Annotated in this window: 13 protein-coding genes; 3 read left to right on the forward strand and 10 right to left on the reverse strand. The window is 72.5% G+C overall.

Annotation, left to right across the window (positions count from 1 at the left end; all coding sequences use genetic code 11):
• Positions 1–89: 89 nt before the first annotated feature.
• Entirely contained in the window at positions 90–593 is a 504-nt protein-coding gene (locus tag ACIA8D_RS25270; protein ID WP_399235700.1) for a universal stress protein, read from the reverse strand.
• Between the two features lie 113 nt (positions 594–706).
• Between ACIA8D_RS25270 and ACIA8D_RS25275 the strand changes: the two genes are divergently transcribed.
• Positions 707–2,185: a PLP-dependent aminotransferase family protein gene (locus tag ACIA8D_RS25275; protein ID WP_399235702.1), complete on the forward strand. Its 1,479-nt coding sequence runs from the start codon at positions 707–709 to the stop codon at positions 2,183–2,185.
• A 73-nt stretch (positions 2,186–2,258) separates the two neighbouring features.
• On the opposite strand, the gene ACIA8D_RS25280 is transcribed toward ACIA8D_RS25275, so the two are convergent.
• Positions 2,259–2,576 (reverse strand): DUF5955 family protein, encoded by a 318-nt coding sequence (locus tag ACIA8D_RS25280; RefSeq protein ID WP_399235704.1) that lies wholly within the window; start codon positions 2,574–2,576, stop codon positions 2,259–2,261.
• A 221-nt stretch (positions 2,577–2,797) separates the two neighbouring features.
• On the opposite strand from ACIA8D_RS25280, the gene ACIA8D_RS25285 reads away from it, so the two are divergent.
• Both ACIA8D_RS25285 and aceB read left to right on the forward strand, forming a co-directional pair.
• The gene (locus tag ACIA8D_RS25285; RefSeq protein ID WP_399235705.1) at positions 2,798–3,400 is read left to right on the forward strand and encodes an NTP transferase domain-containing protein; all 603 of its coding nucleotides are present in this window, start codon (positions 2,798–2,800) and stop codon (positions 3,398–3,400) included.
• Positions 3,401–3,600: 200 nt separating this feature from the next.
• Positions 3,601–5,223: a malate synthase A gene (gene aceB, locus ACIA8D_RS25290; RefSeq protein ID WP_399235706.1), complete on the forward strand. Its 1,623-nt coding sequence runs from the start codon at positions 3,601–3,603 to the stop codon at positions 5,221–5,223.
• A 58-nt stretch (positions 5,224–5,281) separates the two neighbouring features.
• Here aceB and ACIA8D_RS25295 read toward each other — a convergent pair whose 3' ends face one another.
• The 8 genes from ACIA8D_RS25295 to ACIA8D_RS25330 form a co-directional block, all read right to left on the reverse strand.
• The gene (locus ACIA8D_RS25295) at positions 5,282–6,016 is read right to left on the reverse strand and encodes a DUF899 family protein (protein WP_399235708.1); all 735 of its coding nucleotides are present in this window, start codon (positions 6,014–6,016) and stop codon (positions 5,282–5,284) included.
• Positions 6,013–6,351, reverse strand: a complete 339-nt coding sequence (locus ACIA8D_RS25300) for an ArsR/SmtB family transcription factor (RefSeq protein ID WP_399235710.1) — start codon at positions 6,349–6,351, stop codon at positions 6,013–6,015. The genes ACIA8D_RS25295 and ACIA8D_RS25300 overlap by 4 nt, the downstream gene beginning before the upstream one ends.
• Positions 6,348–6,830, reverse strand: coding sequence for an ATPase (locus tag ACIA8D_RS25305; protein ID WP_399235712.1), 483 nt, complete (start codon positions 6,828–6,830; stop codon positions 6,348–6,350). Before ACIA8D_RS25305 ends, ACIA8D_RS25300 begins: the two co-directional genes overlap by 4 nt.
• 100 nt (positions 6,831–6,930) lie before the next feature.
• Entirely contained in the window at positions 6,931–7,845 is a 915-nt protein-coding gene (locus tag ACIA8D_RS25310) for a HipA family kinase (protein ID WP_399235813.1), read from the reverse strand.
• Between the two features lie 24 nt (positions 7,846–7,869).
• A complete protein-coding gene (locus tag ACIA8D_RS25315) occupies positions 7,870–8,448 on the reverse strand; it encodes a GTP-binding protein (RefSeq protein ID WP_399235714.1) in 579 nt (192 codons plus the stop codon).
• The gene (locus tag ACIA8D_RS25320; protein WP_399235815.1) at positions 8,429–8,836 is read right to left on the reverse strand and encodes a DUF742 domain-containing protein; all 408 of its coding nucleotides are present in this window, start codon (positions 8,834–8,836) and stop codon (positions 8,429–8,431) included. Before ACIA8D_RS25320 ends, ACIA8D_RS25315 begins: the two co-directional genes overlap by 20 nt.
• Positions 8,837–8,856: 20 nt before the next feature.
• Positions 8,857–9,297 (reverse strand): roadblock/LC7 domain-containing protein, encoded by a 441-nt coding sequence (locus tag ACIA8D_RS25325; protein ID WP_399235715.1) that lies wholly within the window; start codon positions 9,295–9,297, stop codon positions 8,857–8,859.
• Positions 9,294–11,702 carry a nitrate- and nitrite sensing domain-containing protein gene (locus tag ACIA8D_RS25330; RefSeq protein WP_399235716.1) on the reverse strand — a complete coding sequence of 803 codons (2,409 nt, stop codon included), beginning with the start codon at positions 11,700–11,702 and terminating at the stop codon, positions 9,294–9,296. Before ACIA8D_RS25330 ends, ACIA8D_RS25325 begins: the two co-directional genes overlap by 4 nt.
• Positions 11,703–11,721: the final 19 nt, after the last annotated feature.

Raw genomic sequence — 11,721 nt, forward strand, 5'->3', positions numbered from 1 at the left:
CCCGCTACGACAAACGCGCCCTCCACTACAAAGCCATGGTCACCATCGCCTGCCTACGACTCTGGCTGCCATGACTTTGCGGACACGACCTAGGGGACCACCTCGAAGTCCGTCGCCCGCATCCGCTTCAGTGCCCGCAGGTCCGCCCGCTGGAACGGCCGCACCGGCACCGTCAGCACCGGGCACACCGCGTGCCGCCGTACGTGGCGGTGGGCCGCCCGGCCCAGGCTGCGGGGGCGTACGCCGACGACGAGCAGGTCGTCGGGGTGCGTCGCGACCTCCACCAGGGCCGGTCCCGGGCGGTCGCGCACCACGCGGAGCGTCACGTCGAGGTCGGGCGGAAGGCCGCCGAGCGCCTCGGCGAACGCCGCCGCGAGGCGGGCGCGGGCCTCCTCGTACCAGTGCCGGGCCCACGCGGCGTCCGGCCACCGCCGGTACATGGCCTCGCCCTCCGGCGGCTCCCACGCGAGCACCGCCACCAGGGGCCGCCCCGACCGCCGGGCCTCGGCGGCCGCCGAGCGCAACGCGGCCAGGCTCGCCGGGGAACCGCTCACCCCGGCCACCACGCGCCCACCGACCCGCTCGCCGTCCATGACACCCCTCCTCGTACACGCACCGCGGCCGCCTCCAGGCCACTCCGTACCGATCGAGCCCCACTCTGTACGCTGATTGGCCTGGACAGCAGGGCCAATCACGGAGTTGTGGCATGGGTGACGAGACGGTGGTCCGCAGCGTGGACGGCGGCGGGCGCGGGTTCGGCGGCAGGCGGCTCGGCGCGCTCGTGACCGGTGTGGCCGGGGAGCGGCCCGGCTACCGTGCGCTCGCGCAGGGCGTGCGGACGCTGCTCCTGGACGGGCGGATCCCACTGCACACCCGGCTGCCCGCGGAGCGCGAGTTCGCGGCCTCCCTCGGAGTCAGCAGGGCCACCGTCACGGCCGCGTACGACCTGCTGCGCGAGAGCGGGTACGCGCGCAGCAGGCGCGGCGCCGGGACGTGGACCGAGCTGCCGGAGGGCGCGCGTCCGACCGTCGTGGCGACGCCCGCCGCCGGGGACGATGTCATCGATCTGGCGGTCGCCGCGCCCGGGTTCCTGGAGGACGAGCTGTCGGCCGCGTACGCCGCCGCGGCCCCGGACGTCGCCCGGCACGCGGTGACCAACGGCTACCACCCGTACGGGCTTCCGGAGCTGCGCGCCCAGATCGCCGAGCGGTACACGCGGCGCGGCCTGCCCACGCTGCCCGAGCAGATCCTGGTCACGACGGGCGCCCAGCAGGCCGTATCCCTCACCCTCACGCTGCTGGGCAGGCCCGGCGACCGGATCGTGGTCGAGAACCCCTCGTACGCCAACGCCCTGTCGGTGATCCGGCAGTTGGGGCTGCGGACCGCGCCGGTGCCGGTCACCGAGGACGGCTGGGACGTGGAGCTGATCGGCGCGACGCTGCGGCAGTCGGCGCCCCGGCTCGCGTATCTGATTCCCGACTTCCAGAACCCGACGGGCCGGCTCATGCCGAGCGAGCAGCGGCGGCGGATCATCGCCGCCGCGCGGGCGACCGGCACCTGGCTGGTCATCGACGAGACCATCGCGGACATCGCGCTCGACGGGGTGAGCGAGCCGCCGTTCGCCTCGCTCGCGCCACCCGGCGGGGGCGAACAGATCGTCACTGTCGGCTCGTTGAGCAAGGGGCACTGGAGCGGCCTTCGGGTCGGCTGGGTGCGCGCGGGCACCCGTCTGATCACCGAGCTGACGGCGCTGCGGGTGACCGCGGACATGTCGGGCTCGGTCCTCGACCAGCTGGTGGCGGGGCGGCTCCTCGACCGTGAGGAGAGCATTCTGCGCGGCCGGATCCCGGTGCTGCGCGAGCGCCGCGACCGGCTCACGGAGGCGCTCGGCCGCGAATTCCCGGACTGGCGCTGGCAGGTGCCGCCCGGCGGGCTCTCCCTCTGGGTGGATCTGGGGCGGCCGGTCGCCTCGGCGCTCGGGCGGGCGGCGCTGCGGCACGGGGTGCGGATCGAGGGCGGTTCGCGGTTCGGCGCGGACCCCGGCACGTTCGAGCACCGGCTGCGCGTGCCCTACGTCCAGCCGGTCGAGGTCGCGGAGGAGGCGGTGCGGCGGATCGCGGCGGCCCTCGACGGCGGGCTCGGCGGGGCGGAGGAGGAGCCGGGGCGGCCGCACTGGGTGGCGTAGCGCGCTGTTGCGAAAGAAAGGGGGCCGCGCCGAATGGCGCGGCCCCCTTCTCGTCTGCTCGTCCCCGAGGACGTCAGCCCTTCGCCGGCGGTCCTCCGAACAGCTCCACGGCGCCCCTGACCTGGGACAGCGCCCCGGACAGCGCGCTCACGGAACCGATCGCCCCCGCGACCAGCAACAGTGAGCGACGCAGCCTGGGCACCTCGGGCCGGCCCCCGCCGGCCATCGCGTCCAGCGCCGCGAGCTCGTCCTCGGCGATCCCCCGGTCGGGAAACTCGACCGGATGCGCGGCGAGTTCCCGGCGCAACCGGGACACCGCGGTGCGCAGCTCGTCCACCCGCGGGTCCTCGTCGCTCCCGGTCACAAGCCTCTGCTCCACGCTCCGCAACACAGCTCTCCCCCTCGCACGTCCTTGTGCGTGTGTTGTCCTGCTCAGGTACTTCTCGGGTCCTACTCACGCGTAACCCGGCCGGAGCGTCGGTCGGGCGTCCAACTCGGGTTTGTGGCGGCCCAGTTAACGCCACGCGCAAGCGTTTCGCCAGTCCGTTGCGCAAGGCAACTGTGAAAATCCGAACGACTTCGGTCGCGCCTTGCGTGCGATATGCAAGGGGCATGACGACGAAGAGCACAGGCACGGTGGCGGGGCTGCTGCTCGCCGCGGGCGGCGGGCGCCGGCTCGGCGGCCGACCCAAGGCACTCCTCGAACACCGCGGGCGGCCGCTCGTGGAGCACGCGGTGCGCATTCTGCGCGCGGGGGGATGCGATCCCGTGCACGTGGTACTCGGGGCGGCGGCCCGCGACGTACGGGAGCGGGCCGACCTCGACGGGTGCCGGGTGACGGAGAACCCGGACTGGGGGGACGGCATGGGTTCCTCGCTGCGGGCGGGGCTCGAAGCGCTCGCGGACACGGCGGCGGACGCCGCGCTCGTCCTCCTGGTGGATCAGCCTGGGATCGGACCCGACGCGGTGGCGCGCGTGCGTGCGGCATACGCATCGCCCGCCTCGCTCGCGGCGGCCGCGTACGGCGGGGAGCGCGGGCATCCGGTGCTGTTCGGCCGGGACCACTGGGCGGGGATCGCGGCGAGCGCGAGCGGCGACCGCGGCGCGCGCGCGTACCTCAAGGAGCGCACGGGGGTGCTGGAGCTCGTGGAGTGCGGGGACATCGCCGAGGCGTACGACATCGACACGGAGGCCGATCTCAAGCACCTTGAGTAAGTCGGATGGCACGCAGAGCCACGTTCTGTCGACTCTGAGAATCTCGACGTCAACAAACCATTGAACTTCCACAATGAGGAAACTAATATCCACTGTTGAGAAGGGCCGGTCCCCCAAAGCGGGGCCAGCAGTCATACCCAGGCGGCCCCGGCACCCAGTGCCGCCGGCGCCGTTCGCTCGCTGAAGGAAGTGACAGCCACATGTCCGCACCAGCGCCGTCCCCGCTGGCCATCGTCGACGCCGAGACCCTCCCCGGACAGGGCGAGGTGCTCACCGAGGCGGCCCTCGCCTTCGTGGCCGAGCTGCACCGCCTGTTCACGCCCCGGCGTGACGAGCTGCTCGCCCGTCGCACCGAGCGCCGCGCCGAGATCGCCCGCACCTCCACGCTCGACTTCCTCCCGGAGACCGCCGCCGTCCGCGCGGACGACACCTGGAAGGTCGCCGAGGCTCCGGCCGCCCTGAACGACCGCCGCGTCGAGATCACCGGCCCGACCGACCGCAAGATGACCATCAACGCGCTCAACTCCGGCGCGAAGATCTGGCTCGCCGACTTCGAGGACGCCTCCGCCCCCACGTGGGAGAACGTCATCGGCGGCCAGCTCAACCTGACCAACGCCTACAACCGCGCCATCGACTTCACGGACGAGCGCTCCGGCAAGTCGTACGCGCTGAAGTCCGCCGACGAACTGGCCACGGTCGTCATGCGCCCGCGCGGCTGGCACCTGAACGAGCGCCACCTCGTGGACGAGGCCGGCAAGCCGGTCCCCGGCGCGCTCGTCGACTTCGGCCTGTACTTCTTCCACAACGCGAAGAAGCTCATCGAGCTCGGCAAGGGCCCGTACTTCTACCTCCCGAAGACGGAGTCGCACCTGGAGGCCCGCCTCTGGAACGAGATCTTCGTCTTCGCGCAGGACTACGTCGGCATCCCGCAGGGCACCGTGCGCGCCACGGTCCTGATCGAGACGATCACGGCCGCGTACGAGATGGAGGAGATCCTCTACGAGCTGCGCGACCACGCCTCCGGCCTGAACGCGGGTCGCTGGGACTACCTCTTCTCCATCGTCAAGAACTTCCGTGACGGCGGCCAGAAGTTCGTCCTGCCGGACCGCAACGCGGTGACGATGACGGCCCCGTTCATGCGCGCGTACACGGAGCTCCTCGTCCGTACGTGCCACAAGCGCGGCGCACACGCCATCGGCGGCATGGCGGCCTTCATCCCGTCCCGCAGGGACGCCGAGGTCAACAAGGTGGCCTTCGCGAAGGTCCGCGACGACAAGGACCGCGAGGCCGGCGACGGCTTCGACGGCTCCTGGGTCGCGCACCCGGACCTCGTCCCGATCGCCATGGAGTCCTTCGACAAGGTCCTCGGCGAGAAGCCGAACCAGAAGGACCGTCTGCGCGAGGACGTCTCGGTGGCCGCCGGTGACCTGATCGCCATCGACTCCCTCGACGCGAAGCCCACCTACGACGGCCTCGTCAACGCCGTCCAGGTCGGCATCCGTTACATCGAGGCGTGGCTGCGCGGCCTCGGCGCCGTCGCGATCTTCAACCTCATGGAGGACGCGGCCACGGCGGAGATCTCCCGCTCCCAGATCTGGCAGTGGATCAACGCCGGTGTCGTCCTCGACAACGGCGAGCCGGTCACCGCCGAGCTGGCCCGCAAGGTCGCCGCCGAGGAGCTGGCGAACATCAAGACCGAGATCGGCGACGAGGCGTTCGCCGCCGGCAAGTGGCAGCAGGCCCACGACCTCCTCCTCCAGGTCTCCCTGGACGCGGACTACGCGGACTTCCTGACGCTCCCGGCGTACGAGCAGCTCGGCTGACGCATACGCGGTGAAGTGGGGCCCGGCGCCGGGGTGGCGCCGGGCCCCGCCCGCGTTCTCAGCCCAGGTCGTCCGAGTGTCCCGCCGCGAGGCGCGGCCAGTGCGGGATGGGCCGGCCCCCGCTGCGCAGCCGGATGTCCTCGGCCGGTTCCCCCTGGCCCTGCGGCCAGCCCTCCGGCGAGTCCTCCCACAGCTCCTGGCGGCCGTAGGCGGTGAGGTCCATCAGCCGGTAGCTGTTGTCCAGCTGTTCCACGCCGCGCAGCGTGGTCCACCAGGTCTCGAAGACGCGGTCGCCGTCCCGCAGATAGCTCACCAGGTGCATCATGCCGACGTGCCGGCCGACGAGGAGCCGGTCCAGGGAGGGCACCGCCGAGTACCAGGGCATGTCCCAGCCCATGAAGTCCCGGTAGCGCCTGCTCTCGTCGTACGGGCCCTGGCACAGGACCGCGTACGTGATGTCGCGCGAGTGCAGATACGACAGCTCCCTGACCTGGCTCGCGCACCACGTGCAGCCCTCGCACTGCTCTGCGGCCGGCCGGCCCTCGCGCCACATGAAGTAGTACGCGAGGAGCTGTCGGCGCCCCTCGAAGGCGTCGAGCAGCGTGAGCGGTCCGTCGGGCCCGGTCAGCTCCAGGCCGCCGTCCACCTCCACCATGGGCAGCCGGCGCCGGGCGGCGGCGATGGCGTCGCCCTCGCGGGTGTGGGCCTTCTCGCGTGCGCGCAGCTTGCCGACCTCGGCCTCGAAGGCGGCCCGGTCGGTCACCGGCGGCAGCGCAGGTGCGTGGTCGCTCATGACTCCTTCTCCCTTCCCGCGTCCGGCACTTCGGCCAGTTCCTTGAGGCGCAGCAGGCGGGTCTCCCAGGAACGGCCGATCCGGTCGAGCTCCCGGGCGAGCGCCCCCAGCCGGGCGCCGACGGCGATGTGGACCACCTCGCGGCCGCGCTGCTCGGACTCGACGAGCCCGACCTCGCGCAGCACCTCCAGGTGCTTGCCGATGGCCTGCCGACTCACCGGCAGCTCGCGGGCGAGCGCGGACGCCGACATCGGGCCCCGCCCCAGTTGGGTGAGTATCTCCCAGCGGGTCGCGTCGCCGAGCGCGGCACACATGACGGAGGGCTCGGCGCTCACGCGCGGGCCTCGACGAACGTCTTCGCGGCGGCGAGTTCGGTGAGCCAGCCCTCGTCGTTGCCCGCGCGTTCCTTGAGCCATGCGGCCGGGTCGTCGGCGAGGCCGGAGAACCCGCTCTCGACGACGCGCAGGGTCACGCCGCCCTCCGGGCGTTCGTCGATCCAGAACTCGACGAGGGTCGAGGCCGTGGACTCGTCCCGGTACGGGGTGCCGATCCAGCGGAACGCGGCGTAGCGCGGCTTGTCGAGCTCGACGGTGCGGAACCGGAACTCGCCCAGCGTGGCGTGGCGCACGACGGCGACGTCTCCCTCGTACCGGATGTCGGGCTCGGCCTCGACGGTGCCGTCGTTGACGTACCACCCAGGTCGTACGACCAGGTCCCAGACCCGGTCGGCGGGGGCGTCGATGTCGATGCGGCGGGCGATGCGGTCGAGTTCCGCGAGGTCGGCGGCGGTGTGAGTGGCGTGGGTGTCGGACATGGGGTCCTCCTGACGACTCTTCCTGCAACTCCAGGGTTGCACATGATGCCGCGACCCGCAATGGGCGGGTTGCAGGTTGGGGTTCGCCGTTCCGAAGGCGTCAGCCCACGTGGCGGGACCAGTCCTGTTCTGCCGGGGGCTTTCCGTGGAGGTCGGGGACGCGTTTCAGCCAGGCGGGGCGGCCGCGTTCCGTCGCCGCCGCGCGCCGCGCGTCGGCCGCCGCCAGTTCGTCGCGGGACGGGAAGTCCGTGGGCAGCCAGGAGGCGGAGGTGCGGGCGCGGGCCAGGAGGTAAGTGACGTACGCGTCCCGCGCCTCGTCGGGCGTGGCGAAGTCCGTGAGCCACGCGTCCGGGACCAGGGACAGGATCTCGTGGAGCAGCCCCTCCGTGACCTTCGGCGCCAGCTCCGCGTCGGCCGCGCGCGTGTCGGGGCCGTACCCGCCGAGCGCGTGGTGCCGGAAGTCGTACGCCTTCGCCGGGTCCGCGCCGTCCCACCGGTGGTGGAAGACGAGCGCCGCACCGTGGTCGATCAGCCACAGCTTCGGCGGGGCGATGCCGAGCGTGGGCCAGACCATGAGGTTCGAACTGTGCACCGTACGGTCCACGTTGACGGTGAGCGCGTCGAGCCAGACGACTCGGCCCGCCTCCAGCGGGTCGACCGGAAAGGACTCCGCGACCTCCGGCGTGAAGTCGACCGCGCCCGGCAGGAAGTCCATCCCGAGGTTGAGGCCGGCGCTGGCCTCCAGGAGCTCCTTGACCTCCTGGTGCGGCTCGTCCGCCCCGAGTGCCGGATCGAAGTCCGCGAGCACCAACTCCGGGAAGCGCAGCCCGAACGCGCGCGCCAGCTCACCCACGACGATCTCCGCGACGAGCGCCTTCACGCCCTGCGCGGACCCGGTGAACTTGAGGACGTACGTACCGAGGTCGTCGGCCTCGACCACGCCCGGCACGGAGCCGCCGGTGCGCAGCGGGTTCACGTAGCGGGTCGCGGTGATCTCTCTGAGCGTGGGCACCAGGTCAGGCTAGTACTTCCCCCCCGGTCAGGCGTCCTGGCGCAGGACCTGTTCGAGGAGCGAGATCAGCGTCTCCTTGCCGGACTCCCGATCCCGGGCGTCGCACAGCAGCACCGTGGTGTCCGGGCCGAGGTCGAGCGCGCGGGAGACCGCTTCCGAGGAGTGGGACCGCACGCCGTCGAAGCAGTTGACGGCGACGATGAACGGGATGCCGCGGCTCTCGAAGTAGTCGACCGCCGGGAAGCAGTCGGCGAGCCGGCGGGTGTCCGCGAGGACGACCGCGCCCAGGCATCCCGTCGCCAGCTCGTCCCACAGGAACCAGAAACGGTCCTGGCCCGGCGTGCCGAACAGGTACAGCGCGAGGTTCTCGCGCAGCGTGATGCGGCCGAAGTCCATGGCCACGGTCGTCGTCGACTTGGTGGTGATGCCGTCGAGGTGGTCCACGCCGCGCGAGGCGACCGTGAGGTCCTCCTCGGTGCGCAGCGGACGGATCTCGCTGACGGACTCCACCATCGTGGTCTTGCCGACGCCGAAGCCACCCGCGATCAGCACCTTCAGGGCCGTGAAGTCGGCGCGGGCGGTCTGGTCAGAGTGCGCGAAGGCCATTGATCACTTCTCGGAGGAGGTGGGCGTCGGGGCGGGCGTACCCGGCGGGTGCGCCCGTGGCGGGGTCGGCGGCCGGGGTGCTGGGCGGCGTGACCCTGACGAGGGACTTCACCGCCAGGTCGCCGAGCAGCACGCGTACGACGCCGAGCGGGAGGCCGGAGTCGGAGGCCAGGTCGACCAGCGGGCGCGGGCCCCGCAGGCACAGGGCGAGCAGCTCGCGCTGTTCGGGCGGCAGCGGGCCCTGCGGCCTGGTGCGGGTGGGGCGGACGATGGCCATCAGGTCCATGCGTTCCGCGCCGTTGCCGGTGCGGGCGCGGCCCGCGGTCATGGCGTAGAGCCGGACCAGGGGCCCCGCGTCCTCGTCGTAGCGGTCGGACCAGGCGTCCATGCGGTCGGGGGGCTGTGACGTCACGGAGTATCGCCGTCCGAGCGGGTCGGTACGCCGAGGTGCTCGCGGACCCGGTCGACGAGCAGCGCCATCTCGTACGCGACGAGGCCGATGTCGGCGTGGCCGTCGGTGAACACGGCGAGGCAGGAGCCCTCGCCCGCGGCGACCACGAACAGGAAGCCGCCCTCCAGTTCGACCATCGTCTGGACGACGCCGCCCGCGGAGAAGTGGCGGCCAGCGCCCTTGGCGAGGGAGTGGAAGCCGGAGGCGATCGCGCAGAAGCGTTCGGACTCGTCGCGGCCGAGGCCGGTGGAGGCGCCGACGCAGAGGCCGTCGCCGGAGAGCATGACCACGTACCGGACTTCCAGGACGCGGGCGGCCAGCTCGTCGAGGAGCCAGTCGATGCCCATGCGGTGTTCGTCCTGGCTGCCGAGGCCGGTGACGTTGTACGTCGGGGTCATCGGGGTCCTCCGTCTTCCTCGCGGGCGGCGCGGGCGCGGCGGCGGCCCGAGCTCAGCGACGTCATGGTGGCGCGGGCGGCTTCCGGCGACCGTCCGCCGGCCCTCGTGCCCTCGCTCTGCGCGGGTGCGGTGTCCCGCAACTCGGGACTGATGTTGGCCTGCCGTACGCGCCGCGGAAGGTCTTCTCCGGTGCCGGGGTCGGCGTCCTGATCGTGGGTGCGCTGCACCGGGGTCTCCGCCATGCCGTGGTCGACGCCTTCCGTATCTGGCACGCCGCGCCGGGGTGCCTCCCCCAAGCTCTCGAACTTCGCTCGAGCAGGGGGGACCCCCTCGCCCACCCTGCCGCCCAAGGCGGCAGATTGCCCAAGGCGGGGCGGCACCGTACGGGTGGGCAGATCAAGCTCCTCGGCTTGCTCAGCACGCGGGCGGGTGGGCAGATCAAGCCCCGCCGGCGATTGAGGCGCGGGGTCCGGGGCGGAGCCCCGGGGCGCAGGGCGGTCGAGATGCATCGCTTCCAACAGGTTCTGCGGGATGAAGACGACCGCGGTGATGCCCCCGTAAACGGACCGCCGCAGCGTGACATCCAACCGCTGCCGCTCCGCGAGCCGGTTGACCACGAAGAGCCCGAGCTTGCGGGAGTCGAGCAGGTCGATGTCACTGGCCGTGATCCGCGCGTTGGCATCGGCCAGCGCCTCGTCGCTCATGCCGAGCCCACGGTCCTCGATCTCCAGACAGGCCCCCGCCCCGACCGGCTCACCGCGCACCACCACGGGCGTGTGCGGCGGCGAGAACGCCGAGGCGTTCTCGGCGAGTTCGGCGACGAGGTGGACCACATCCGCGACGGCCGAACCCGCGAGGGACAGGTCGGGGATGTCCTGGAGCTGGACCCGGTCGAAGTCGGGCGTCTCCGCGAGGCCCGCACGGACCGCGTCGATCAGCGGCACCGGATTGCGCCAGGCACGCCCCGGCGCCGAACCGGAGAGGATGAGCAGGGACTCGGCGTGCCGGCGCATGCGCGTCGTCAAGTGGTCGATGCGGAACAGGTCCTCGAGGTCGGTGGGGTCCTCCGTGCGGCGTTCCATCGCGTCGAGGAGGTCGAGCTGCCGGTGCAGCAGCACCTGGCTGCGCCGGGCCAGCGACACGTACACACCGGAGACACCCGTGAGGACCGCGGCCCGGTCCGCGACCGCGCGCAGCGCCGCGCGCTGCACGGTGGTGAGGGCCGCGGCGACCTGCCCGACCTCGTCGCTGTGCGGCGTCTCGTCGAGCGGCGCCTCCTTGTCGAGGTCGACGTCCTCGCCGTTGTGGATGCGCCGCATGGAGGCGGGCAGCCGGGTCGCCGCCATGTCGAGCGCGGCGTTGCGCAGGCCCGTCAGGTCGGCGACGAGCCCACGCCCGATCCGTACCGACAGCAACAGCGACACGATCACACCGACGAGCCCGAGCAGCACGGCGATGCCGGAACTGCCCAGCGAGGACAGGGAGTACGGCTCGGCGCCCGCGGCCTCGTCGATCGCGCGCGACTCGGCCTTGTCCAGGGCGGTCAGGGTGGCGCGCACGTCCGACTGCCAGCGCCCGGCGGGCACCGCGTCGGTGGCGTGCCCGGCACCCGCGGCGAGCACCATGTCCTGCACGTGCTCCAGGTCCTTGGCGCCGGCGGTGCCGAGCGCGGCACGGAAGGCGGCGGCGTCACCGTCCGGCAGGTCGGGCAGCGCGGCCTCGGTGAGGCTGCGCTGCACCGCCACGTCGCCGACGAAGTCGCGGTACTGGGCGGGCGTCATACCCCCCGCGGCCGCGTGCGCGGCGCCGAGCAGCGCGTCCTGGCGGCTCAACGCGTCGCGGGCGCGGGCGAGTTGGAGGAGCGTACGGGCGGTGTCGCTGTCGGCCGCCGCGAGTCCGGCCCGTACGGACAGGGCCCGCTGGACGGCGGTGTCGTAGCCGCCGATGGTGTCGGTGCCGCCCCGGGCGCCGGCCTTCTGGCGCGGCCCGGACAGCGAGTCGGCGCTGAACTTGAGCTTCTGGATGCGGTCGGGCAACGCGGCGTCGAGGTCGGCGAGGTCGGTGCTGATGGAGCGCAGGCCCGCGTTGAGCGCGCCGACGGCCTTGTCGGTGCGGGCGGTCGCGTCGGTGAAGTCCTGGCGCGTGGTGGCGTCGTGGGCGGCGCGGTACTTCATGGCGGCCGCGCGCTCGCCCTGGACGGCGACGGTGAAGCGGGAAATCGGCGTGACAAGCGCCGAGTTCACCTCCTTCAGCTGCTCCTTGTCGGATATCTGGGACGCCGTGGTCACCGCGGCGTGCCCCCACAGCGCCATCACGGAGACGACGGGGACCGTGAGCAGGGTGACGACCTTGGCTCTGATCGATTTGGAGCGCAGCCGTTCGGGCAGCGGAAAGCGCGCGGGCATGGGGAAGCTCCTCGGCCGG

Source organism: Streptomyces sp. NPDC051684, from assembly GCF_044453445.1.
Classification (GTDB): domain Bacteria; phylum Actinomycetota; class Actinomycetes; order Streptomycetales; family Streptomycetaceae; genus Streptomyces.